The organism is uncultured Zoogloea sp. (assembly GCF_937894855.1).
Classification (GTDB): domain Bacteria; phylum Pseudomonadota; class Gammaproteobacteria; order Burkholderiales; family Rhodocyclaceae; genus Zoogloea; species Zoogloea oryzae.
On sequence record NZ_CALAYQ010000112.1, the window covers coordinates 1 to 24,160 of the forward strand.

Genomic DNA, 24,160 nt, shown 5'->3' on the forward strand with positions numbered 1-24,160 from the left:
TGATCATCGGCTCACTTTCCGGGTGGTTGATGTTGTTGGGGATGATGGCGCGGCCACGGGCCACCTCCGAGCGCACGAACTCGGGGGTGATCTCGGCGGCGGGGTTGGCAAACACAGCGGCGCCGAAGTTTTGGCCTGGGTGCTGGCGGCCCAGCAGCTTGACCATCTTCTCGCCCATCGGGCCGGTGTTACGCAGGTTCTCGAGGTAGGCGGCGCGGTTGAGGTTCTCGCGGATCGCCACGTATTCCATCTCGGGGGTGATGATGCCCTGACGGGCGTAGTGCATCTGGGAGACATTGGCACCGGCCTTGGCGCGACGGGGCTTGCGGTGCAGGCCGGGGAAGCGGAGCTCGTCCAGGGCCGGGTCGGCGGCGCGGGCGCGGCCGTATTCGGAGGTGAGGTCAGGCAGCACCTCGGTGTCGCCGCGCTCTTCGATCCAGCCCTGGCGCAGCGCCGGCAGGCCGGAGCGGATGTCGATCTTCGCGCTCGGGTCGGTGTAGGGGCCGGAGCAGTCGTAGACGTAGATCGGCGGGTTCTTCTCGCCGCCGAAGCCGGTCGGGGTGTCGGCCTGGCTGACTTCGCGCATGGGCACGCGGATGTCCGGGCGCGAGCCTTCGACGTAGATCTTGCGGGAGTTGGGCAGCGGGGCAACGGCAGCCTCGTCCACGTGGGCAGACGCGGCGAGGAATTTATCGTGGGCGTTCATGAAAGTCTCCGTGGGTGTTAAGCGGTCGGGAAAGATAACCGCCGGCCTTGTGGGGGCGAAGACGACCAGCAAATATCAGACCACGCCAATCCACCGCCCAAAACCGCAATTGGCTGGGGCATCTGTCTCATTTGCCGAACAGGCGTCTCCATTTGACGAAGAGAATTGAGACAGGTGTCTCCTTATTCGCCCGCGAATTGACCCTAATTTACCATCCGGCGCGAATTTCATTTGCTGGCAAAGAAATTGCAATGAGTCTCCCGTGCCCGGCCCGCCCAGGGAAAAAGGCATCCGTTGCTTCGGCGAGGTATTCCGGAGCCACCAATTAAAAGAGGAGACAACCATGAAACCGATTTCTTCCACCCGCCGTGGTCGAATCGACGGCCGACTTGCTGCCGCCGTCGTTCTGCCCGTTCTTGCATTTCCGGCGTTTGCCGAAACCAATGTCGAGATCTACGGGATCATCGACGCCGGCCTGCTTTACCAGAGCCGCACCGACCCGGACGGCAAGAGCAAGACGTCCATGGAAACCAGCGGCCTGCGCCAGTCGATCCTGGGCTTCAAGGGCGACCGCGACCTGGGGCGCGGCCTCGAAGGCTTCTTCAATCTGGAAATCCACTACGACACCAACAACGGCCGCTTTCACGGCACGGGCGACGCGGAAGGCACTGGCACCCCGTTCTTCCGGCGTCAGGCCAACCTCGGCTTGAAGGGCGACTGGGGCAGCGTGACGCTGGGCCGCCAATATGGCCCGGCGCTGCTCGCCCATATCGGCACCGAGCCGCGCGCCTTCAAGGAGCAATTCTCCAACCTTTATGCCTGGGCCTATAACCAATACCAGGCCACCGCCGGCGCGCCGGGCACCGACCGCAATACCAATAACGACGTGGGGATCTTCTTCAGCAACGCGATCCAGTACCGCAATACCGTCGGGCCCTTCAGCTTCGGCGTGCTGTGGTCGGCCGGCGGGCAGTCGGGCAGCACCCAGAAGAACAGCGCCTGGGCCCTGGGCGGCACCTATACCGGCCCGGTGATCCTGTCGGCCTCGTATCAGGTCATCAAGGACGAGCAGACCGCCAACGACAACGTGCGCCACGGCGGCCTGGGCATTGCGGTGCCCTTTGGCGATTTCACTTTCAAGGCCAATTACCTCAACGCCCGCAACAACCACTCGAACGGCCTCAACGTGTCGAACGTGAACGCCATCGGCGTGGGCGTCGACTGGAAATGGCGCGCCGACAACACCGCGACGCTCGCCTACTACGACAACAAGGACCGCCTCAATTCGGGCGACCACACCCGCAACATCGTGATCTCCAACGATTTCGCGCTGCGCAAGGACACGACGCTCTACGTCCAGACCGCCTTCGTCGATGCGGATTCGGCGGCGACGATCAAGACCAGCATCGTCGCGGCGGGCATTCCCAGCGTGGGCCATCGCTCGACGCTGCTGAACGCCGGCATCAACTTCACTTTCTGAGACCGCCTGCGCCCGAACACCGGAGGCGGGCCTCCCCTGCCCTGCCCGCCCCGCTGCCAGACCGCCGATCCGCACCCTATTTCACGAGGAACCCCATCATGAAACGTGTCCTGTCCCCCGTCTTTGCCGCCGCCTCGCTGCTCGTCGCCGGCGCCTGTGTGGCTGCCGATGCGCGCCCCGGCTACGCCGACCCCGACAACTGGCCGCAGTACCACCGCAGCTCCAACGCCTGGCGCTTCAGCCCGCTCACCCAGATCAACAAGCAGAACGTGAAGAAGCTGAAGGTGGCCTGGGTGCACCAGCCGGGCAACATCGCCCACGGCCTGCAAGCCACCCCCATCGTGCTGGACGGCGTGCTGTATTACATCTCGGCCGACAACAACGTGTGGGCCGTGGATGCCGCCACCGGCAAGACGATCTGGCACTACACCACCAAGCTCAACCCCATCGCCAAGCAGGCCTTCTACGCCTCGGCCAGCCGCGGCGTGACGGTCGGCCGCGGCAAGGTCTTCGTTGGCACTCTCGACGGGCGCTTCCTGGCCCTCGACCAGAAGACCGGCAAGGAGCTGTGGTCCACTCAGCTCACCGATCCCAAGACCCAGTACGGCGCGCTGTTCTCGTCGCCGCCCCAGCTGGCTGGCGACGTGCTCTTCGGCGGCACCACCGGCGGCGACCAGCCCATCGCCGGCAAGATCTACGCAGTGAATGCCGACACCGGCAAGCCGGCCTGGAACTTCGAGATCATCAAGGATGGCCCGGCAAGCTGGCCGGGCGAGAGCGGCAAGGTGGGCGGCGGCTCGGCGTGGATGCCGGGCACCTACGACGAAGCCTCCGACACCATCTATATCGGCACCTCCAACGCCGCGCCGGATTACTACACCCTGGGCCGCGAGGGCGACAACAAGTACACCTCGACCCTGCTCGCCATCGACCCCAAGACCGGCAAGCTCAAGTGGCACCGCCAGGAGATCCCCCACGACAGCTGGGATTTCGACGCGGCCTACGAGGCGCTGGTGGTCAAGAAGGGTGGCAAGGACGTGATCGTCCACCTCAACAAGAGCGGTTTCGTGTTCGTGATGGACAAGCAGGACGGCAGCCTGGAAAACGTCTGGCAGTTTGCCGAGAACATGAACTGGGCCAAGGGCATCGACCCGAAGACAGGCGCCCTGATCGAGCCGCGCCGCCCCCAGCCGGGCAAGCGTGAACTGCTGTGCCCCAACCTGCTCGGCGCCCGCAGCTGGAACCACGGCGCCTACAACCCGGGCACCGGGCTCTGGTACACCCACGCGATGGAAGTGTGCAACGAGGTCGTCGCCGGCAAGGACGACCCGGCCAACCTCACCGCCATCTCGGCCCTGTCGCTGGGCATCGACGAGATCAAGCTGGTGCCGCCGCCTTCCGGCAAGAAGCCCGATGGCCGGCTGGATGCCCGCGACCCGCTCACCGGCAAGATCAAGTGGAGCATCCGCTACCCGCTGCCCCCGCTCGCCAGCGTGCTCACCACCGGCGGCGGGCTGGTGTTCACCGGCGACATGGAAGGCCACCTGTTTGCCTACGACGCCGACAACGGCAAGGAGCTGTGGCGCTTCAACGCCGGCTCCGGCGTGCGCGGCGGCCCGGTGAGCTACTCCGTCAAGGGCAAGCAGTACATCGTGATCCCCACCGGCCTCGGCTCCCACGCGCCGGGCTTCCTGGCCGGCGCCTTCCCGCAGATCAAGGATCTGCCCGGTGGCGCGGCCCTGATGGCCTTCACCCTCGAGTAAGCGGCTCCGCAGCACGGCCACGCCGGACGCGGCTGCCGTGCTGTTCCGGGGTGCGGCGTCGAGACCTCCCCTCGCCGCACCCCATTTTTTTGGATGAGCACAACAATGAAAACTTCGATCCGTCTCCGCCCGACGCTGCTGCGCGGGCTTGCCCTCCTGTCGATCGCCACCGCCGCCGTCGCGGTCGCGCCACCAGCCGACGACGCCAAGGCCCGCGTAGCCGCCGGCAAGAATCGTTTCGACGCCCTGTGCGTGAGCTGCCACGGCGCAGCCGGCACCGGCGTCGCCCCTGGCAGCAGCGCCGCCAGCTATGGCCCGCGCCTCGCCGGACGTACCGATCTCGACCCTACGCTGATCCACGAACGCATCGTGCGCGGCAAGCATGGCGACAAGGCCATGCCGCCCTGGGGCACGGTGCTCGACGAGGAGGCCATCGAGCAGCTGACCGCCTACGTCAAACTGATCGCCGCCACCCAGCCAAAGGCCGCCACCCACCTGACGCTGGCGCCCTTCGATCTGGATGACCCGGCCCGCGTGGAGGCCGGTCGCCGTCGCTTTGCCAAGACCTGCGCCGGCTACTGCCACGGCCACGAGGGCACCGGCGGACGGGCGCCGGACTTCAAGGGCCGCGGCGACGACCTTCCGCCCGAGCTGGCCTTCGAAACCATCAGCAAGGGCCGCCAGGGCGCCGAGGTGATGCCTCCCTGGGGCGCCGCCTTCACGCCAGACCAGATCTGGGAGCTGGTGGCCTATCTCAAGCATCTGGGGCGCCAGCAGCCGTAGCGCCCGCAGCGTCAGCCACAAGAAAAAGGGGCCACGAGGCCCCTTTTTCGTTAGCGCTGGAAGTCGTCACCACGCCTGACGATTGGGCGCGACGATCTGCAGCTTGGCGAGTTTGCGGTAGAAGGTGGCCCGCGACAGCCCCAGCTCCCTGGCCGACACCGTCACCTGCCACTGGTTACGGCGCAGGGTTTCGAGCATGCGTTCGCGCAGCGCCAGATCCTTGGGCTTGAGGGCAGGCGCCGGGGCTTCCGTCTCCGCAACCAGCGGCGGCAGTGCCGGCTGGGCCGCCGCCCGCATCAAGGTCGACGGCGCGGCGTTGAAGAGATCCGGCGGGAACGACTGGGGCATCAGCAGCGGCCCGTCGCTGATCGCGCAGGCGTAGCGCATCGCATGGCGCAGCTGGCGGATGTTGCCCGGCCACGGGTGGCGCAGCAGGGCGTCGCGGGTTTCGTCGGCAAGGCGCAGCTCGCGGCTCATGGCCTGGGCTTCCTCGTGCAGCACCCGGTCGATCACCGTGCCGATGTCCTCCCGCTCCCGCAGCGGCGGCAGCAGGAAGACCGCGCCGTTGAGCCGGTAGTACAGATCCTCCCGGAAACGCCCTTCGGCCACCAGCCGCGGCAGATCCTGGTGGGTGGCGCAGACGATGTGCAGGCGCACCGGAATCGGCTGCTCGGCGCCCAGCGGCAGCACCTCGCCCTCGGCCAGCACCCGCAGCAGACGGCTCTGCAGCACCAGCGGCATGTCACCGATCTCGTCGAGGAACAGCGTGCCGCCGTCGGACTGGATGATCTTGCCCCGCGCGCCCTTGCTGCGGGCGCCGGTGAAGGCGCCGTCCCGGTAACCGAAGAGCTCGCTCTCGATCAGGCTTTCCGGGATCGCCGCACAGTTGAGGGCCACGAAGGGCTGTTTGTGGCGGTCGCTAGCGTCGTGGATGGCCTTGGCGAAGGCCTCCTTGCCGGTGCCCGTCTCGCCCAGCAGCATCACCGGGATGTCGCGATTGACCACCTTGAGGGCGCGCTGCACGTTGTTGCGCACCCGTGGGTCGTCGGTGGCCAGGTGGCCGAAGCCCCGCGCCTCGGCAGTGCTGACGGCCTCGCCGCCGGATGCCACCGGATGCGCCGGCGCGGAGCGGGGTCGGGCGTCGGGGGCGCGGAGCAGCCCGAAGATGCGCGCGCCACTACCCTGGATGCGCAGCGGGATCGCCTGCCCCGGGCGGGCGTGGGACGCAGAGAGCAGATCTGCCGCCGAACACTCGAAGAGATCGCCGATGTATTCCGGCGCCGGCCCGCGGCGCTGCAGCAGCTCCTGCCGGGCGCGCCGGTTACCGCCCACGATGCGACCGCCGTCGTCGAAGGCGACCAGGTAATCGGTATGCACATGCATCAGCTCGGGGCTGCGACCGAGCTGGAGCACCCAATAGCTGCGCAGGCTGTGGAAGGCAAAGGCATCCTCGATCAGGCGCGCCTTCTCCACCACCATCTGAAAGACCAGCACCTGACTCTCGCGGTGCTCCGGTGAATTGAGGGCCGACGCATCGAGCACCGCCAGCGGCTCGTCGTCAATACCGAAGATCGGCGCCGAGCTGCAGGTGAAGGCGATGTTGTGGGAGCGGAAATGCTCGTCCCGATGCACCAGGATCGGCTGGCGATCGACAAGGCTGGTGCCGACGCCGCAGGTGCCCTCTTCCATCTCGGACCAGCGGGTGCCATCGCGAAAGCCTTCGGCGCGGAATTCGCGCTCCAGCTCGGGCACGGTGCGCAGGTCGACGGTGACGCCGGCTGCGTCGGTGAGCAGCACGCAGTATTTGGCCGGCCGCAGCGAATCGTAAAGGCGGTCGACGCCCTCCCGCGCGATGCGCATGAAGGTATCGAGCCGCTCCCGGTGCTCGCGCAGCTCGCGGGCCGTGACCACCTGCGGCAGGCTGGCCTGCCCCGGGTCGACACGATAGTTGCTGAGGGAGCGCTCCCACGACCGTGCCAGCCTGTCGTGCACCGGCTGGCGGCTTGCGATGCTGCCGCGCTCCACCACATCGACCACCCGCGCCACATGGCGGGCGATCTCTCCATGACCCCGAATCATTGTTTTTTCCCCTTTGTTTATTAATAGGTAGGGATTTTTATGTATTGCTTCCTTTGGTAGCGCGAAGCGTATTCCGTTACGTCAATTAAATCAATGCCGCGACACCACCGAGAAAATGAGACAGGTGTCTAATTTTCCTGGTTATTTTCGGTCGCCTGTATCAACTTATGGCTCACGTCATTTTATTGCGCCGCCGCAATAGCCAGCCCAATAACGCCAATCACACTGATTGCCCTGGCTATTTCCACTAATGCGCCGCAATATGAAAAATACGGGCAATTGCTGGCACGCGAACTGCTAAATGGATTGGACCTGAATCCAAATAGCGGAGCCATCGTGAGACAAATATCGGAAGCCCCTCCCGTGATTGGCATTGTGGCCAATCCTGCGTCCGGGCACGATATCCGGCGATTGACCAGCGGGGCCTCGGTTTATTCCGCCGCCGACAAGGTCAATTGTGTCGAACGGTTGCTCGGCGCCCTCGGCGCGACGGGGGTGACCCGCGTACTGATGATGCCCGACCGGGCCGGCATCGCCGTCCGCCTCCGCAAGGCGGTCGAGCTCAATCGCCGTCGCGGCAACGCCCGCTGGCCGCGGGTGGATTTCATCGACATGCCGGTGCTGGAGGACGACCGCGACACCGTCCGGGCCGTGCGCGAGATGCGCGCAGCCGGGGTGGCGATGATCGTCGTGCTCGGCGGTGATGGCACCCACCGGGCGGTGGCGCTGGCGTCGGGCGACATTCCGCTGGCGACGCTCTCCACCGGCACCAACAACGCCTTTCCGGCCCTGGGCGAAGCGACCGTCGTCGGGCTGGCGGCTGGGCTCGCAGCCACCGGGCGCGTGATGCCCGCCTGCATCCACAACAAGTGCCTGCGCATCACGCACCCCGGCGGCGAATCCATGGCCCTGGTGGATGTGGGCGTGATGCCGGCCGAGCACATCGGCGCCCGGGCGGTATATGCCGCCGATGCCGTCGAGGCCGTGTTTGCGGCCTTCGCCGAGCCCGACGCGATCGGACTTTCCGCCATCGCCGCCGCCTGCGGCCCGATCGCCCGCACCGCGCCGTTTGGACGCTGGGTGCGTCAGGGCGCCGGCACGGCCCGCCTCGCGGCGATCTCGCCCGGGCTCGTGCAGGCGGTGGACGTGGCGGCCAGCGGCCTGATGCAGCCCGGCATTGCCTTCGAGCTCGGCAGCAAGCCCGCCATCCTGGCCCTCGACGGCGAGCCCGAGATCGTGCTCGACGGCCGCGGCCCGGCGAGCGTGCGGCTCGCCCTCGACGGCCCGATCACCCTCGACGTGGCGACCACGCTGGCCGCCGCCCATGCGGCAGACGCCCTCGTGGTGACTGCCAGACCAGAACCCGCCCTGCGCGACGGCCCGCCCGCCGCGCCGGGGCCAACGGGCGCCGATCGCACGATCGCCCCGGCCTGAATCCGGGCGGCGGACTCACCGGGCCGCCGCCGGGTGCCCTCAAAACATCCAACGACTGGAGACAACCGTGACCAAGAAACTCGAACGCGAAGACCTGCTCAAGGCCTATCGCACCATGCGCACCATCCGTGAGTTCGAAGAACGCCTGCACACCGATTTCGCCACCGGCGAGATCCCGGGCTTCGTGCATCTGTACGCCGGCGAGGAGGCGTCGGCCACCGGCGTGTGCATGAACCTCACCGCCGAAGACCACATCGCCAGCACCCACCGGGGCCACGGCCACTGCATCGCCAAGGGCGTCGACCCGGTGGGGATGATGGCCGAGATCTGGGGCCGCACCACCGGCACCTGCAAGGGCAAGGGCGGCTCGATGCACATCGCCGACCTGTCGGTGGGCATGCTCGGCGCCAACGGCATTGTTGGCGGCGGCGGCCCGCTGGTGTGCGGCACGGCGCTCGCCGCCAAGCTGCGCGGCCAGCCCTTCGTGAGCGTGTGCTTCTTCGGCGACGGTGCCTCCAACCAGGGCACGATCTTCGAGGCCATGAACCTCGCCTCGGTGTGGAACCTGCCGGTGATCTTCCTGGCCGAGAACAACGGCTACGCCGAGGCCACCTCGTCCAAGTTCTCGGTGGCCTGCGAAAACATCGCCGACCGCGCCTCGGCCTTCGGCATGCCCGGCGTGACCGTGGATGGCTTCGACTTCTTCGCGGTGTACGAGGCCGCCGGCGAGGCCATCGAGCGCGCCAGGAGCGGCGGCGGCCCGTCGCTGGTGGAGGTGAAGCTGTCGCGCTACTACGGCCACTTCGAGGGCGACCAGCAGACCTACCGCGCCCCGGGCGAAGTGCAGGCCCTGCGCGAGACCAAGGACTGCCTGATGCAGTTCGCCCGCCGCGTCACCCAGAGCGGCGCCCTCACCCAGGCCGAACTCGACGCCATCGACGCCGAAGTGAAGGCCCTCATCGACGGCTCGGTGGTCAAGGCCAAGTCCGATCCCAAGCCCGGCGAAGCCGACCTGCTCACCGACGTGTACGTGAGCTACTGAGCCGCCACCCAACGGAATTCAAAGGAGACAAACCCATCATGGCAAGAAAAATCACCTACCAGCAGGCCATCAACGAGGCCCTCGACCAGGAAATGAGCCGCGACCAGAACGTCATCGTCATGGGCGAGGACGTAGCCGGCGGCGCTGGCTCGCCCGGCGAGCAGGACGCCTGGGGCGGCGTGCTGGGCGTCACCCGCGGCCTCTACCACAAGCACCCGGGCCGGGTGATCGACACCCCGATCTCCGAATCCGGCTACGTGGGCGCGGCGGTCGGCGCCGCCTGCTGCGGCATGCGCCCGGTGGCCGAGCTGATGTTCGTGGATTTCCTCGGCGTGTGCTTCGACCAGATCTTCAACCAGGCCGCCAAGTTCCGCTACATGTTCGGCGGCAAGGCCGAGACGCCGGTGGTCATCCGCGCCATGTACGGCGCCGGCTTCCGCGCCGCGGCCCAGCACTCCCAGTGCCTCTACAACATCTTCACCCACATCCCGGGCCTGAAGGTGGTGGTGCCGTCCAACCCCTACGACGCCAAGGGCCTGCTGATCCAGTCGATCCGCGACAACGACCCGGTGATCTTCCTGGAGCACAAGGCGCTGTACACGATGGAAGGCGAGGTGCCGGAAGAGCTCTACACCGTGCCCTTCGGCGAAGCCGCCGTGGTGCGTGAAGGCAACGACGTGACCATCGTCGCCATCGGCCGCATGGTCCAGAAGGCCCAGGAGGCCGCCGCCGAGCTGCAGAAGGCCGGCGTGCAGTGCGAGATCATCGACCCGCGCACCACCTCGCCGCTGGACACCGACACCATCCTCGAAAGCGTCGAGAAGACCGGCCGCCTGATCGTGGTGGATGAATCCCATCCCCGCTGCTCCATGGCCTCCGACATCGCCGGCCTCGTCGCCGAAAACGCCTTCGCCAGCCTCAAGGCGCCGATCCGCCAGATCACCGGCCCCCACTCTCCCGTGCCCTTCAGCGATTCGCTCGAAGAGCTCTACATCCCCAGCGCTGCCAAGATCGTCGCAGCCGCCAAGTCCCTCAAGGAGTACCGCTGATGTCCGCCATCCATCCCGTCACCATGCCCAAGTGGGGCCTTTCCATGCAGGAGGGGAAGGTCAACGGCTGGCTCAAGCAGGTGGGTGATGCCATCGAGAAGGGCCAGGAGATCGTCGAGGTCGAGAGCGAGAAGATCGCCGGCGCCGTCGAGGCGGCCGAGAGCGGCGTGCTGCGCCGCACCCTCGCCAACGAGGAAGACGTGCTGCCGGTGGGCGGCCTGCTGGGTGTGATCGCCGACGCGAGCGTGTCGGATGCCGACATCGACGCCTACGTGGCCGACTACCTGTCCAACTTCAAACCCGCCGACGGCGAAGCAGAGGACCAGGGCCCGACGCCCCAGAAGATCGACGTGAATGGCCACCGCCTGCGCTACCTCAAGCGCGGCGAAGGCGGCGAGCCGATGCTGCTGATCCACGGCTTCGGCGGCGACCTCAACAACTGGCTGTTCAACCATGAGGCGCTGGCCGCCGACCGGGAGGTGTACGCGCTCGACCTGCCGGGCCACGGCGAATCCACCAAGGACGTGGGCGAAGGCACGCTGGAGAGCCTTGCCGACACCGTGGCGGCCTTCCTGGATGCGGTGGGCGTGGATGCCGCCCACCTGGTCGGCCACTCCATGGGCGGCGCGGTGTCGCTGATGGTCGCCCGGCGCCACCCGGAGCGGGTTCGTTCGCTCTCGCTGGTGTGCTCGGCGGGCCTCGGCAGCGAGATCAACAGCGGCTACATCGACGGCTTCGTCGCCGCCGGCAGCCGCAACGCGCTGAAGCCGGTGCTGGCCGATCTCTTCGCCGACAGCGGGCTGGTCACCCGCCAGCTGGTGGATGACCTGCTCAAGTACAAGCGCCTCGAAGGCGTCGGCAGCGCGCTCACCACCCTCTCCGGCAAGCTCTTCGCCGGCGGCCAGCAGGCAGTGGTGCTGGCCGACGCGCTGCCGGAGATCGCCAAGCCGGTGCTGCTGGTGTGGGGTGAGGAAGACCGCATCATCCCGGTCGCCCACGCCAACGCGCTGTCCGGCCGCTACCAGGTGGAAGTGCTGCCCAACCGCGGCCACATGGTGCAGATGGAGGCCGCCAACGAGGTGAACCGGGCCATCGCCCGCTTCGTCGGCTGATCGTCCCAACCCGCGCGGGGCCCTCCGGCCCCGCGCCCATCGGAGAGACTCCATGACCCAAGCCATCGACGGGCACGCCGGTCTGCGCGGCGCCGACAAGCTCGCCCGCATCCCGGTCAAGGTCGACAGCGCCCGCGCATCCCCGCCCAAGCCACCCTGGCTGCGCGCCCGCGATCCGGGCACGGCGGTGGTCAGTGCCCTGCGCGAGCGCCTGCGCAGCCACACCCTGCACACCGTCTGCGAAGAAGCCGACTGCCCCAACATCGGCGAGTGCTTCACCCGCGGCACCGCCACCTTCATGATCATGGGCGGCATCTGCACCCGGCGCTGCCCCTACTGCGACGTGGCCCACGGCCGCCCGGCCGCGCTGGATGCGGACGAGCCGCGCCGCCTGGCCGACGCCGTGCGTGAGATGCGCCTGCGCTATGTGGTCATCACCTCGGTGGACCGCGACGACCTGCGCGACGGCGGCGGCGCCCACTTCGCGGCCTGCATCGACGCGGTGCGCGGCGCTGTGCCGGGTATCCGCGTCGAGGTGCTGACGCCGGATTTCCGCGGCCGCGAGGCGCTCGCCCTTGACCACCTGGCCACCACGCCGCCGGATGTCTTCAACCACAACATCGAGACGGTCGAACGCCTCTACCGGGCCGTGCGCCCCGGCGCCGATTACCAGGGCTCGCTTTCCCTCATCGCGCAGGTCAAGCGCCTGCTGCCGACGGTACCCACCAAGTCTGGCCTGATGCTGGGCCTGGGCGAGACGGACGAGGAGATCCTCGCCACCCTGCGCGATCTGCGCGCCCACGGCTGCGACATCCTCACCCTCGGCCAGTACCTGCGGCCGTCACCCTCCCACCTGCCGGTGGATCGCTACGTGACGCCGGAGTCCTTCGACGAATGGCGGCGCGTCGCCCTCGGGATGGGTTTTTCCGAAGTGGCCGCCGGGCCGCTGGTGCGCTCGTCCTATCGGGCAGATGAGCTCGCCCCCGGCGTGCAGGAGGCGCGATGAACACGGTCATCTGCGTAAATGGGCGAGCGGCCGACGTGCCATCCGGCTGGAAAGTGACCGATCTGGTGGATTCGCTCGGCTACACCGGCAAGCGGATCGCAGTGGAAGTGAACGGGCAGATCGTCCCCAAGGGGCGCTACGCCGAGACCGGGCTCTCAGGCCAGGACCGGGTCGAGATCGTCGTGGCCGTGGGAGGAGGCTAGTCATGGGAAACATGGAACCAAACTTCAGCACCACCGCCGGGCCGCTGGATACGCCCTTCGTGCTTGGCGGCCAGGTCTTCGGCTCGCGCCTGCTGGTGGGCACCGGCAAGTACCGGGATTTCGCCCAGACCCGCGACGCCATCGACGCCAGCGGGGCGGAGATCGTCACCGTGGCGATCCGCCGGGTGAACATCGGCCAGGACCCGTCCGCGCCGAGCCTGCTCGACGCCCTCGACCCGAAGCGCCACACCCTGCTCCCCAACAGCGCCGGCTGCTACACCGCCGAGGACGCCGTGCGCACCCTGCGCCTCGCCCGCGAACTGCTCGACGGCCACGATCTCGTCAAGCTGGAAGTGCTGGGCAGCCCCGAGACGCTCTTCCCCAACATGCCCGAAACCCTGCGCGCGGCCGAAACCCTGGTGCGCGATGGCTTCCGGGTGATGGTGTATTGCTCCGACGATCCGGTGCAGGCGCGGATGCTCGAAGCCATCGGCTGCGTGGCGATCATGCCGCTGGCGAGCCTCATCGGCTCCGGCATGGGCATCCTCAACCCGTGGAACCTGCGCATCATCATCGACGAATCCCGCGTGCCGGTGATCGTGGATGCGGGCGTGGGCACCGCGTCGGACGCCGCCATCGCGATGGAGCTGGGCTGCGACGGCGTGCTGATGAACACCGCCATCGCCGCCGCCGGCGACCCGGTGCGCATGGCGCTGGCGATGCGGCAAGGGGTCAGCGCCGGCCGCCACGCGTTTCTTGCCGGCCGCATGCCCCGGCGCGAATACCAGGGCAGCCCGAGCTCACCGGTGGACGGCGTGATCGGCCAGCGCCCGGGAAGGCGAGTGGCCTGACAGGCCGAAACTGTAAACGCGACTTCGGGCGTAATGCCGTTCAGCGCTACATGAACGGCACTACGCCCGAAGGCGTCTTCTTGCTGGAACCGGGAATCCGGACGGATTACAGGTTCTCGAGGCGCAGGCGGGTCACCTTGCCGGTCACCGAATCCAGGCCCTCGATCTTGGCGATCGCCGCGACCATGTTCTTCTCGATGGTCAGGTGGGTCAGGATGATGATGTCGGTCTGGGATTCGCCCTCTTCCGGCTCGCGCTGCAGCATGGCGTCGATGGAGATCGACTGGTCGGCCAGAATGCGGGTGATGTCGGCCAGCACGCCCGGCTTGTCGAGCACGCGCAGGCGCAGGTAGTAGCTGGTTTCCACCTCGTCGATCGGCAGCACCGGCAGCTCGGTGATCTGATCGGGCTGAAAGGCCAGGTGCGGCACGCGGTGCTCGGGGTCGGCGGTGTGCAGGCGGGTGACATCCACCAGATCGGCGATGACGGCAGAGGCGGTCGGCTCGGCGCCGGCGCCCTTGCCGTAGTACAGCGTGGCGCCCACGGCGTCGCCCTGCACCAGCACGGCGTTCATCGCGCCTTCGACGTTGGCGATCAGGCGCTTTTCGGGGATCAGCGTGGGATGCACGCGCAGCTCGATGCCGGAATCCCGGCGGCGGGCGATGCCCAGCAGCTTGATGCGGTAGCCCAGTTGCTCGGCGTACTTGATGTCCACGCCGTCGAGCTTGCTGATGCCTTCCACGTAGGCCTTGTCGAACTGCACCGGCACGCCGAAGGCGATGGAGGCCATCAGGGTGGCCTTGTGGGCAGCGTCGATGCCTTCGATGTCGAAGGTCGGGTCGGCTTCGGCGTAACCCAGGCGCTGGGCTTCGGCCAGCACTTCGGCAAACGACAGGCCCTTGTCGCGCATCTCGGACAGGATGAAGTTGGTGGTGCCGTTGATGATGCCGGCGAGCCACTGGATGCGGTTGGCGGAGAGGCCTTCGCGCAGCGCCTTGATGATCGGGATGCCACCGGCGACGGCGGCTTCAAAGGCCACCATCACGCCCTTCTTCTGGGCGGCGGCGAAGATCTCGTTGCCATGCACGGCGAGCAGCGCCTTGTTGGCGGTGACCACGTGCTTGCCGTTCTCGATGGCCTTCAGTACGAGTTCCTTGGCGATGCCGTAGCCGCCGATGAGCTCGACGACGATGTCGATCTCGGGATCGGTGACGACCGAGAAGGCGTCGTCGGTCAGCTTGACACCGTCACCGGCAACCTTCTTCGCCAGCTCCAGGTTCTTGTCGGCCACGGTGGTGATGCGGATCGGCCGGCCGGCGCGGCGTGTGATTTCTTCTTCGTTGCGCTTGAGGACGGTGAAGGTGCCACCGCCGACGGTGCCGATGCCCAGGAGGCCAACATTGATGGGTTTCATGGTTCTGGTGGAGTGAAAAGTTAGGGTGAAGGATGAAAAAACGGCCGGCGCAGACTGCAGCCGGCCGGGATGTCAGGTGCCGTGCCGCTTGCGGTAGCTCGCCAGGAAACGGGCGATGCGGCCGATGGCGTCACGCAGGTCGTCCTCGTGGGGGAGGAAGACCAGCCGGAAGTGGTCGGGGCTCGGCCAGTTGAAGCCGGTGCCCTGCACCAGCAGCACGCGCTCGGCCTCGAGCAGCTCGGCGATGAACTGCTGGTCGTCCTCGATGGGGTACATCTTCGGGTCGAGCTTCGGGAACATGTACAGCGTGGCCTTGGGCTTGACGCAGGTGACGCCGGGGATCGCGGTGATCAGCTCGTGGGCGAGATCGCGCTGGCGACGCATGCGGCCGCCGGGGGCGACGAGGTCGTCGATGCTCTGGTAGCCGCCGAGGGCCGTCTGGATCGCGTACTGGCCGGGCACGTTGGCGCACAGGCGCATCGAGGCCAGCATGTTGAGGCCTTCGATGTAGTCGGCCGCAGGACGCTTGTCGCCGGACACCACCATCCAGCCGGCGCGGTAGCCACAGGAACGGTAGTTCTTGGACAGGCCGTTGAAGGTGACGGTGAGGACATCTTCGGACAGCGAGGCGATGGAGGTGTGCGAGATGCCCTCGTACAGCACCTTGTCGTAGACCTCGTCGGCGTAGATGATCAGGCCGTGCTCGCGGGCGATCGCGACGATGGCCTTGAGGGTTTCGTCGGGATAGACGGCGCCGGTCGGGTTGTTCGGGTTGATGATGACGATGGCGCGGGTGTGCGGGGTGATCTTGGCGCGGATGTCGTCCAGATCAGGCTGCCAGTCGTTGGCCTCGTCGCAGATGTAGTGGCGCGGGGTGCCGCCGGAGAGGCTCACGGCGGCGGTCCACAGGGGGTAGTCGGGGGCCGGCACCAGCACTTCGTCGCCGGTGTTGAGCAGCGCGTTCATCGCCATCACGATGAGTTCGGACACGCCGTTGCCCACGTAGATGTCTTCCAGCGTCACACCCTTGATGTGCTTCTGCTGGGTGTAATGCATGATCGCCTTGCGGGCCGCGAAGATCCCCTTCGAATCCGAGTAGCCGGCCGCGTTGGGCAGGTTGCGGATCATGTCGAGCTGGATTTCTTCCGGCGAATCAAAGCCGAAGGCGGCCAGATTGCCGATGTTCAGCTTGATGATCTTGTGACCCTCGTCCTCCATCTTCTTCGCCTTCTGCAGCACGGGGCCGCGGATGTCGTAGCAGACGTTGGCGAGTTTGTCGGACTTGCGGATTGGTTGCACGGCGGTTTCCGTTTCCTGGAGAGTGGGCGCGGGCTCGGTGGCGACACGCAATTTGGCTTGGCGACTCATTGTTCCACGCGTGGTCGGCACGGGAGTGCGGAACGACGCAAAGCTATAATGTTACCCAAGCCACCCTGACCGGGCAAATCAGCCCCCGTCCCTGGACCCATAAAAATCATGAAACTCCACCTCGACAAGAGCGACCAGTACTACACCATCGCCCGTTACGACGCGCGCCACGTGATGATCGGGCCCGAGCGCCACGAATCGAACCTCATCGTCATGCCCGAACGCCTCGACACCAACTGGCACCCCGGCAGCTTCGAGACCCTCGACGAAGCCGCCTTCGCCCACCTGGCCGGGCTGGGCTGCGAGATCGTGATCCTCGGCACCGGCATGCGCCAGCGCTTTCCGGCCCCCAAGCTGATGAAGGCCCTCATCGACGCCCGCATCGGGCTGGAGGTGATGGACCTGGGCTCGGCCTGCCGGACCTACAACATCCTGGTGGCCGAGCACCGCAACGTGGCCGCGGCGCTGCTCTTCGACCCGGCCTGACGGGCAATCTTCACGCCGGGCCGATTGTCAGCCCGGCGCGTTTCGGATTAGGCTGGCGGCGCACCCAACCGAATCCGGAGACATCATGCTCGACCAGGCAGCGCCCGACTTCAGCCTTCCCGCCACCGGCAACCCCGACTTCAGCCTGTCGTCCCTCAAGGGCAGCAAAGTGGTGCTCTACTTCTACCCGAAGGACAGCACCCCCGGCTGCACCACCGAAAGCCAGAACTTTCGCGACCTGCACGACGAGTTCGTCGCTGCTGGCGCGGTCGTGCTGGGCATCTCCCGCGACAGCATCAAATCCCACGACAACTTCCGCGCCAAGCAGGCGCTGCCCTTCGCGCTGGTTTCCGACCCGGACGAGACCGCCTGCACGCTGTATGGCGTGATGAAGATGAAGAACATGTACGGCAAGCAGGTGCGCGGGATCGAGCGCAGCACCTTCGTGATCGACGCCGATGGCGTGCTGCGGCGCGAATGGCGCGGCGTGAAGGTGCCCGGCCACGCCCAGGAAGTGCTGGACTACGTGAAGACCCTTTAAGCCCCCCGCCCCCGACAGACAGCCCCGGAAGACGAGACCACCATGGCCACCCGACGCCCCGCGAAGTCCAAAGCCCCCGCCACCAAGCTGTTCGTCCTCGACACCAATGTGCTGATGCACGACCCCACCAGCCTCTACCGCTTCGAAGAGCACGACATCTTCGTGCCGATGATGACGCTGGAAGAACTCGACTCCAACAAGAAGGGCATGTCGGAAGTCGCCCGCAACGCCCGCCAGGCCAGCCGATCCCTCGACGAGATCGTCGGCTCGTGCCCGGAAGGCATCGAGTCCGGGATCAGCCTCTTCGGCCCGTCGTCCGAGCTCGCCAGCGGCCGGCTGTTCCTCCAGACCGAGGCCATCGACATCAAGCTGCCCGCCGCGCTGCCCACCGCCAAGGGCGACAACCAGATCCTCGCGGTGGTGATGTACCTCTACGAGAAGTTCGACAAGAAGCGCCCGGTGATCCTGGTGTCGAAGGACATCAACATGCGCATCAAGGCCCGCGCCCTGGGCCTGGCCGCGCAGGATTACTTCAACGACAAGGTGCTGGAAGACACCGACCTGCTCTACACCGGTACCAAGGAGATCGACGCCGCCTTCTGGGAAACCAACGGCAAGGACATCGAATCCTGGAAGCAGGACAGCCACACCTACTACAAGCTCAAGGGCCCCGACACCGCCGACCTGCTGATCAACGAGTTCGTCTACCAGGAAGGCGAGCAGCCCCTGCAGGCGTGGGTCAAGGAGAAAGCCGGGCGGGCCGTCACCCTCGAGACGCTGGTGGATTACTCCCACCAGAAGAACAACGTGTGGGGCATCACCGCCCGCAACCGCGAGCAGAATTTCGCCCTCAACCTGCTGATGAACCCGGAGATCGACTTCGTCACCCTCCTCGGTCAGGCCGGCACCGGCAAGACGCTGCTCACGCTGGCCGCCAGCCTCACCCAGGTGCTCGAGACCAAGCGCTACTCCGAGATCATCATGACCCGCGTCACCGTGCCGGTGGGCGAGGACATCGGCTTCCTGCCCGGCACCGAGGAAGAAAAGATGGCCCCGTGGATGGGCGCGCTGGAAGACAACCTCGACGTGCTCAACGGCACCACCGGCGAGGGCGGCGAGTGGGGCCGCGCCGCCACGCGGGACCTGATCCGCAGCCGCATCAAGATCAAGTCCCTCAACTTCATGCGCGGGCGCACCTTCATCAACAAGTTCCTCATCATCGACGAGGCCCAGAACCTGACCCCCAAGCAGATGAAGACCCTCATCACCCGCGCCGGCCCCGGCACCAAGGTGGTGTGCCTGGGCAACATCGCGCAGATCGACACGCCCTACCTCACCGAGGGCTCGTCGGGCCTCACCTACGTGGTGGACCGCTTCAAGGGCTGGCCCCACTCCGGCCACATCACCCTGCAGCGGGGCGAGCGCTCGCGGCTGGCCGACCACGCCGCCGAGGTGCTGTAAGCCCGCACGGCACCGGCGCGTCAAGCTTTCGCCCCGACCGCCGATAAGCGATACAGGGCAGCTGGCGGAGAGCAATCCCCGCCAGCACGTTTTTGTGCAGATTCCGTGATCCACCGGAAACCCGGATGGAAGAGAGGGCGTGGTGGGAGATTTCAGTCAGATCGAGAAGCGCCCCCTGAGGCTGGCGTACTGGGGACAGCTTGCCGCCCTGCTGACCACCGCACTGGTCCTCGCCTACCTGTCGTGGTCCAGCTATCACGACACGATCACCAAGGCTGAGACCACCTCGAGCGCCATCGCCCGGGTCAACGCCTTTGCCCTCGACACCACCCTCAACACCGCCGACATGCTGCTGGCCGAGACGGCAGCCATCGTCGCGCCCCACATGGCCGACCGCGCCGCCCTCGACGCTGCCTGGCGCGAAGAATCGCGCCGCCTGCGCCTGTACCTCTCGCGCATTCCCCAGCTCAACAGCGTGCGCATCTTCAACGCCGCCGGCGAGCAGATCCTCACCACCGACAGCGCCGCCGCCAACCGGCAGGTGAACGTGGCCGACCGCGCCCATTTCCAGGCTGCCCGCGACAACCCGGCGAGCGGGCTGGTCATCTCGGATGTGGTCGTCTCGCGCACCACCAACCGCAACGCCATCGTGCTGCTGCGGGGCATCCGCGACGCCCAGGGGCGCTTTCTCGGCGTGGTCAGCACGCCCCTCGACCTCGCCTACTTCGAGCGCCTGCTGGCCGACGCCCAGCTCGGCCCCGAAGGCGCGGCCGCCGTCCGGCGCGTGGATTCCAGCAAGATCGTCGCCAGCCACCCCTACAGCCCCGGCATCATCAACAAGATCGACCCCGACCACCCGGCCCACCGGCAGATCGCAGCCGGCGCCGTCTCGGGCTCGGTGCAGAGCACCGGCCAGTACGACGGCGTGCAGCGCATCGTGAGCTTCCAGCGCCTGGAGCACTTTCCCCTCTACGTGGTCGTCGGCATCTCCCGGGCCAGCGTGCTGGAAGCCTGGCAATGGCGCGCCCTTGCTGCGGCGGTGCTGGTCGCCCTCGCCCTGCTGTCGGTCAGCCTGTTCTACCGCCGGCTGGCGAGCACCAACCGGCTGCTGGGTGGGGTGCTCGACGCGGCCTCGGAGGTGGCGATCATCGCCACCGACCACCGGGGCCTGATCACCCTGTTCAACCAGGGCGCAGAGAACCTCCTCGGCTACCCGGCCCATGAAGTCGTCGGCAAGTGCCGCCTCGACGAACTCCAGTCCGACCCGCCCCCCGCCGACCCCGACACCTCGCCGGCGGAAGCCCCCCTGGCCCGCCAGGCCCGCGCCGGACGCACCGAACGATCCTACCGCCTCAAGAACGGCAGCCCGATCCAGGTTTCCCAGATCGTCACCCCCCTCGCCAGCGGCCGCAACGGCGCGTCCGGCTACCTCTGCGTGGCCCACGACGTGGCCGAAAGCCGGCGGGCCACGGGCCTGCAGGCGGCCCAGAACCATGTCCTCGAGATGATCGCCAGCGGCGCCCCGCTGCCCCGCGTGCTCGACGAACTGGTGCGCGGCGTCGAAGCCCAGGCCGGCGGCCTGCGCTGCACCGTCCTGCTCTTCGACGCCAGCACCGGCACCCTGCGCCACGGCGCCGCCCCCAGCCTGCCCGACACCTTCAACCGTGCCGTGGATGGCCTGCCGATCGGCCTCAACCGGAACGCCGGCACCAGCGCCAGCTTCCTCCACGACGCCGTGCTCCTCGACGACATCCGCACCGATGCGCGCTGGTCGGCGCTCCACGCGGCGGCCCTCGACGCCGGGCTCCAGGCCATCTGGTCCACCCCGATCCTCGACGCCGACGGGCGTCTGCTGGGCACCTTCGCCGTCCTCAACACCGACGTCGGCATCGACGTCGCTGCGGCCGAAAAGATCGTGGACGTGGCCACCCACACCGCCGCCATCGGCATCGCCAGCGCCCTCTCGGCAGCCGCCCAGGAAGCCGGCGAGAAGCGCATGCGGCTGGCGCTCCACGCCGCCAACATGGGCGCCTACGAATACGTGCCATCCACCGACCGCGTGCATCGCAGCGGCGACGTCCCCCGCGCCTGGGGCCTCGATACCGAAGGCACGGGCCAGCACTACCTCGCCCTGGTCCACCCCGAAGATCAGGAAGGCATCGCCAACGCCCTCGCCGGCCTCACCCCCGACACCCCTGACTACGCCGTCGAATACCGCCTGCGCAAGCGTGACGGCAGTTACATCTGGGTGGCCGACTGGGCCAGCGCGGTGTTCGACGACGACGGCCGGATCGACCGGGTCTTCGGCGTATGCCGCGACGTCACCGGCCGCCGGGCGCTGGAAGACGAGCTCCAGCAGCATCAGCAGCACCTCGAAAGGCTGGTTGCCGAACGCGCCGCGCAGCTCTCCAGCTCCGAAGCCAATCTGCGGCTGATCCTCGAATCCACCGCCGACGGCGTGTATGGCGTCGACAACCACGGCCGCGTCACCTTCATCAACCCGTCGGCCTGCCGGATGCTCGGGCTCGACCAGGAAGCCGTCATCGGCACCCACATCCACGCGCTGATTCACCACAGCCACCCGGACGGCAGCCCCTCCACCTGCGACTGCCCCACCAACCAGACCCTCCAGCACGGCGAGGGAATGACCATCACCGACGAGGTCTACTGGCACACCGACGGCCACCCGGTGCCGGTGATCTACTCCACCCACCCGATGGTCCGCGACGGCCGCATCGTCGGCGCGGTGGTCAGCTTCATGGACGCGACCGAACGGCGCGCCCTCGAAGAAGAACGCGAGCAGGCCCGCCTCGCCGCCGAGCGGCTGGCCCGGGTGAAGAGCGAGTTCCTCGCCAACATGAGCCACGAGATCCGCACCCCGCTCAACGGCATCCTCGGCTTCGCCCACATCGGCTACCGCGACAGCACCGACCCCCAGCAACGCAGCGCCTTCGCCCACATCCTCGATTCGGGCAAGCTGCTGCTGGGCGTGGTCAATGACATCCTCGACTTCTCGAAGATCGAAGCCGGCAAGCTCCACATCGAAGCCGTCCCCGTGGACCTGCCGGCCCTGCTCGAGACCATCACCACCGCCTTCGACGAACGGGCCGAGAGCCGCGGCCTTGCCCTGCGCCTCGTGCGGGCGCCCGACCTGCCCGAAAGCTGCCTCGCCGACCCCCTGCGCCTGGGCCAGATCCTCACCAACCTGCTCTCCAACGGCCTCAAGTTCACCGAGAAGGGCGAGGTCTCGCTCAGCGCCGCCCTTGATGGCGACAGCCTGGTGTTCCGCATCGCCGACACCGGCATCGGCATCGCCGAGGCCCAGCTTGCCCAGCTCTTCAACGCCTTCGAGCAGGCCGACAGCTCCACCACCCGCCGCTTTGGCGGCACCGGGCTGGGGCTGGCGATCACCAAGCGCATCGTCGATCTTCTGGGCGGCACCATCAGCGCCACCAGCACCGAAGGCCAGGGCAGCGTGTTCGAGGTCCGCGTGCCCTACATCCCCGCCCCGCGCCCGGCCCTGCCCGCGCCGCCCGCCGCCGACAACGCCGCGCAGCCCGAACGCCTCGCCGGCATCCGCGTGCTCGCCGCCGAGGACAACGAGGTCAACCAGATGGTGCTCGAGGACATGCTGCTCTCCGAAGGCGCCATCCTGACCATGGTGGATAACGGCCGCCAGGCGGTGGATGCGGTTGCGAGCCACGGCGCCGATGCCTTCCAGGTGGTGCTGATGGACATCCAGATGCCCGAGATGGACGGCTACGAAGCCACCCGCCGGATCGCCGAGCTGGCGCCGGGCCTGCCGGTGATCGGCCAGACCGCCCACGCCCTGGCCGAGGAGCGCGCCAGATGCCTTGAGGCCGGCATGGTCGCCCACATCGCCAAACCCCTCGATCTGGACATCCTCGTGGAGACCCTCCTCCGCCACGTCGGCAAGCCGCCAGCCCCGGCGCCCGATCCGATGATCGACCGCGCCGCCCTCGCCGCCCGTTATCCGGGGCGGCCCGAGTTCGTCGCACGCCTGCTGGGGATCTTTGCCGGCAGCGCTGCCGAACGGCAGGCCGGGCTGGACGAAGCCATCGCCGCCGGCGATCTGCGCCGGATCGTCGAGGTGGCCCACGCCCTCAAGAGCTCGGCCGCCAACATCATGGCCTCACGCCTCGCCGAACTCGCCCGCCAGACCGAGCACGCCGCCCGCTACGGCCGGCCCGAAGCCCTGACCCTGGCTGCCGGCCTGAAGGCCGCCATCGCCGACACCGCCGCCGAGATCGAAAGACCGGAACACGCCTGAGGGCGCTCAGCGCCCGGCGAGCCCCCGGGCCACCTCCGCCAGCGTGGCGGCATCCAGGCTCGGCACGGCCAGCGTCTGCCCCTCGGCCAGGCGCCGGTACAGCCCCTCGCCGCCGCGGCGATAGGCCGGGTCGTAATGCCGGGTGACCAGCTCGGCGGCCAGCTGCGGCCAGGCCTTCGCCTCGACCAGCGCCTTCCAGGCCGCCACCTGCTCGTGGCCGTGCTGGGGCACCAGCCGGTCGAGCTTGCTGCAGAAATCCGCCGGATCGGCGATGAGATCGGTGTAACGCGCCAGCAGATGGTCCACCCGAGCCGCCAGCGGCGCGTCGATGCGTACGCAGTCGGCGCTGCGCAGGCATTCAAAGAGCGCGCCGGGCACGTGCAGGCGGCCGATGCGCCGGCTCTCGGATTCGGTCCATACCGGCCGCGCCGGATCGACCCCGCGCAGCACCGACCACAGGCGCGTCTCGAAGGCCTTCTGCCCCGGCTGGGGCGTGCTCGCCTCGCCGCCGAGCACCGACCCCCGGTGGATGGCCAGTCCTTCCAGATCCAGCACCTGCTCGCCCGCATCGGCCAGCGCCCCCAGCAGCGCCGTCTTGGCGCTGCCGGTGGGCCCGCACAGCACCCGGAAGGCCAGGTCAGCCGGCAGGGTTTCGAGGTCGTCGAGCACCCGCTGGCGGAAAACCTTGTAGCCGCCTTCGAGGCGCCGGGCAGCCCAGCCCACCTGATTGAGCACGATGGTCATCGCCCCGCTGCGCTGGCCGCCGCGCCAGCAGTAGATCAGCGGTTTCCAGCCCTTCGGCTTGCTGAGAAAATGCGTCTCGATGGCGCGGGCGATGTTGCGCGACACCAGCGCCGCACCCAGCTTGCGGGCCTCGAAGGGCGACACCTGCTTGTACAGCGTGCCCACCCGCGCCCGCTCCTCATCGTCGAGCACCGGACAGTTGATGGCGCCGGGGATATGATCCTCGGCGAACTCGGCGGGCGAGCGTACATCGACGATCGAATCGAAGCTGTCGAGCCGATCGAGGCTCGCGGAAAGATAATCTGGCTGGGAAGACACGAGAAGAATGAACCTGATGAATCAACTGG

General features: G+C 67.6%; 19 protein-coding genes. 14 read left to right on the forward strand and 5 right to left on the reverse strand.

All coding sequences use genetic code 11. The features are described from left to right. Positions 1-706, reverse strand: a 706-nt coding sequence (locus Q0672_RS13070) for a phosphomethylpyrimidine synthase ThiC (protein ID WP_298622826.1), incomplete at its 3' end; no start/stop codon positions are given. 343 nt (positions 707-1,049) lie between these two features. Here Q0672_RS13070 and Q0672_RS13075 point away from each other — a divergent pair. From Q0672_RS13075 to Q0672_RS13085, 3 genes are all read left to right on the forward strand, one after another. Next, positions 1,050-2,186, forward strand: a complete 1,137-nt coding sequence (locus tag Q0672_RS13075) for a porin (RefSeq protein ID WP_298622828.1) — start codon at positions 1,050-1,052, stop codon at positions 2,184-2,186. Positions 2,187-2,284: 98 nt separating this feature from the next. Continuing rightward, positions 2,285-3,949, forward strand: a complete 1,665-nt coding sequence (locus tag Q0672_RS13080; protein ID WP_298622830.1) for a PQQ-binding-like beta-propeller repeat protein — start codon at positions 2,285-2,287, stop codon at positions 3,947-3,949. 105 nt (positions 3,950-4,054) lie between these two features. Next, positions 4,055-4,732: a c-type cytochrome gene (locus Q0672_RS13085; RefSeq protein ID WP_228111786.1), complete on the forward strand. Its 678-nt coding sequence runs from the start codon at positions 4,055-4,057 to the stop codon at positions 4,730-4,732. Positions 4,733-4,798: 66 nt separating this feature from the next. Here the strand turns inward: Q0672_RS13085 and Q0672_RS13090 are convergent, their stop codons facing one another. Beyond that, on the reverse strand, positions 4,799-6,811 hold the full coding sequence (locus Q0672_RS13090) for a sigma-54-dependent Fis family transcriptional regulator (RefSeq protein ID WP_298622833.1): 2,013 nt from the start codon (positions 6,809-6,811) through the stop codon (positions 4,799-4,801). A gap of 375 nt (positions 6,812-7,186) precedes the next feature. On the opposite strand from Q0672_RS13090, the gene Q0672_RS13095 reads away from it, so the two are divergent. The 7 genes from Q0672_RS13095 to Q0672_RS13125 all read left to right on the forward strand — a co-directional run bounded on the left by Q0672_RS13095 (position 7,187) and on the right by Q0672_RS13125 (position 13,508). Next, positions 7,187-8,245, forward strand: a complete 1,059-nt coding sequence (locus Q0672_RS13095; protein WP_298622871.1) for an NAD(+)/NADH kinase — start codon at positions 7,187-7,189, stop codon at positions 8,243-8,245. A 67-nt stretch (positions 8,246-8,312) separates the two neighbouring features. Continuing rightward, complete coding sequence (locus tag Q0672_RS13100) at positions 8,313-9,287, forward strand: thiamine pyrophosphate-dependent dehydrogenase E1 component subunit alpha (protein ID WP_298622835.1); 975 nt, start codon at positions 8,313-8,315, stop codon at positions 9,285-9,287. A gap of 38 nt (positions 9,288-9,325) precedes the next feature. After that, a complete protein-coding gene (locus Q0672_RS13105; RefSeq protein WP_298622837.1) occupies positions 9,326-10,336 on the forward strand; it encodes an alpha-ketoacid dehydrogenase subunit beta in 1,011 nt (336 codons plus the stop codon). Continuing rightward, positions 10,336-11,448 (forward strand): acetoin dehydrogenase dihydrolipoyllysine-residue acetyltransferase subunit, encoded by a 1,113-nt coding sequence (locus Q0672_RS13110; RefSeq protein WP_298622839.1) that lies wholly within the window; start codon positions 10,336-10,338, stop codon positions 11,446-11,448. The genes Q0672_RS13105 and Q0672_RS13110 overlap by 1 nt, the downstream gene beginning before the upstream one ends. 52 nt (positions 11,449-11,500) lie before the next feature. Beyond that, positions 11,501-12,454 carry a lipoyl synthase gene (gene lipA, locus Q0672_RS13115; protein ID WP_298622841.1) on the forward strand — a complete coding sequence of 318 codons (954 nt, stop codon included), beginning with the start codon at positions 11,501-11,503 and terminating at the stop codon, positions 12,452-12,454. Then, a complete protein-coding gene (gene thiS, locus Q0672_RS13120; protein WP_153160408.1) occupies positions 12,451-12,657 on the forward strand; it encodes a sulfur carrier protein ThiS in 207 nt (68 codons plus the stop codon). Before lipA ends, thiS begins: the two co-directional genes overlap by 4 nt. Before the next feature lie 11 nt (positions 12,658-12,668). After that, positions 12,669-13,508 carry a thiazole synthase gene (locus Q0672_RS13125; protein WP_298622843.1) on the forward strand — a complete coding sequence of 280 codons (840 nt, stop codon included), beginning with the start codon at positions 12,669-12,671 and terminating at the stop codon, positions 13,506-13,508. Between the two features lie 106 nt (positions 13,509-13,614). Here the strand turns inward: Q0672_RS13125 and Q0672_RS13130 are convergent, their stop codons facing one another. Beyond that, positions 13,615-14,922 (reverse strand): homoserine dehydrogenase, encoded by a 1,308-nt coding sequence (locus Q0672_RS13130; RefSeq protein WP_298622845.1) that lies wholly within the window; start codon positions 14,920-14,922, stop codon positions 13,615-13,617. Between the two features lie 72 nt (positions 14,923-14,994). After that, positions 14,995-16,221: a pyridoxal phosphate-dependent aminotransferase gene (locus Q0672_RS13135; protein ID WP_298622847.1), complete on the reverse strand. Its 1,227-nt coding sequence runs from the start codon at positions 16,219-16,221 to the stop codon at positions 14,995-14,997. Positions 16,222-16,398: 177 nt separating this feature from the next. Here Q0672_RS13135 and Q0672_RS13140 point away from each other — a divergent pair, with 177 nt between their 5' ends. From Q0672_RS13140 to Q0672_RS13155, 4 genes are all read left to right on the forward strand, one after another. Beyond that, entirely contained in the window at positions 16,399-16,776 is a 378-nt protein-coding gene (locus Q0672_RS13140; RefSeq protein ID WP_153160411.1) for an Mth938-like domain-containing protein, read from the forward strand. Positions 16,777-16,861: 85 nt separating this feature from the next. Beyond that, on the forward strand, positions 16,862-17,317 hold the full coding sequence (locus tag Q0672_RS13145; protein ID WP_298622851.1) for a peroxiredoxin: 456 nt from the start codon (positions 16,862-16,864) through the stop codon (positions 17,315-17,317). A gap of 42 nt (positions 17,318-17,359) precedes the next feature. After that, positions 17,360-18,778, forward strand: coding sequence for a PhoH family protein (locus Q0672_RS13150; RefSeq protein WP_298622854.1), 1,419 nt, complete (start codon positions 17,360-17,362; stop codon positions 18,776-18,778). A 142-nt stretch (positions 18,779-18,920) separates the two neighbouring features. After that, positions 18,921-23,069 carry a PAS domain S-box protein gene (locus Q0672_RS13155; RefSeq protein WP_298622855.1) on the forward strand — a complete coding sequence of 1,383 codons (4,149 nt, stop codon included), beginning with the start codon at positions 18,921-18,923 and terminating at the stop codon, positions 23,067-23,069. 6 nt (positions 23,070-23,075) lie between these two features. On the opposite strand, the gene mnmH is transcribed toward Q0672_RS13155, so the two are convergent. Beyond that, positions 23,076-24,131 carry a tRNA 2-selenouridine(34) synthase MnmH gene (gene mnmH, locus Q0672_RS13160; protein WP_298622857.1) on the reverse strand — a complete coding sequence of 352 codons (1,056 nt, stop codon included), beginning with the start codon at positions 24,129-24,131 and terminating at the stop codon, positions 23,076-23,078. Positions 24,132-24,160 lie beyond the last annotated feature (29 nt).

Excerpts from the sequence above, each read along its gene's own strand:
- Q0672_RS13130 (WP_298622845.1), bottom strand. The coding sequence starts at position 14,922 with ATGAAACCCATCAATGTTGGCCTCCTGGGCATCGGCACCGTCGGCGGT.
- Q0672_RS13125 (WP_298622843.1), top strand. The coding sequence starts at position 12,669 with ATGGAACCAAACTTCAGCACCACCGCCGGGCCGCTGGATACGCCCTTC.
- Q0672_RS13140 (WP_153160411.1), top strand. The coding sequence starts at position 16,399 with ATGAAACTCCACCTCGACAAGAGCGACCAGTACTACACCATCGCCCGT.
- Q0672_RS13110 (WP_298622839.1), top strand. The coding sequence starts at position 10,336 with ATGTCCGCCATCCATCCCGTCACCATGCCCAAGTGGGGCCTTTCCATG.
- thiS (WP_153160408.1), top strand. The coding sequence starts at position 12,451 with ATGAACACGGTCATCTGCGTAAATGGGCGAGCGGCCGACGTGCCATCC.
- Q0672_RS13105 (WP_298622837.1), top strand. The coding sequence starts at position 9,326 with ATGGCAAGAAAAATCACCTACCAGCAGGCCATCAACGAGGCCCTCGAC.
- Q0672_RS13075 (WP_298622828.1), top strand. The coding sequence starts at position 1,050 with ATGAAACCGATTTCTTCCACCCGCCGTGGTCGAATCGACGGCCGACTT.
- Q0672_RS13150 (WP_298622854.1), top strand. The coding sequence starts at position 17,360 with ATGGCCACCCGACGCCCCGCGAAGTCCAAAGCCCCCGCCACCAAGCTG.
- Q0672_RS13090 (WP_298622833.1), bottom strand. The coding sequence starts at position 6,811 with ATGATTCGGGGTCATGGAGAGATCGCCCGCCATGTGGCGCGGGTGGTC.
- Q0672_RS13080 (WP_298622830.1), top strand. The coding sequence starts at position 2,285 with ATGAAACGTGTCCTGTCCCCCGTCTTTGCCGCCGCCTCGCTGCTCGTC.
- lipA (WP_298622841.1), top strand. The coding sequence starts at position 11,501 with ATGACCCAAGCCATCGACGGGCACGCCGGTCTGCGCGGCGCCGACAAG.
- Q0672_RS13085 (WP_228111786.1), top strand. The coding sequence starts at position 4,055 with ATGAAAACTTCGATCCGTCTCCGCCCGACGCTGCTGCGCGGGCTTGCC.
- Q0672_RS13145 (WP_298622851.1), top strand. The coding sequence starts at position 16,862 with ATGCTCGACCAGGCAGCGCCCGACTTCAGCCTTCCCGCCACCGGCAAC.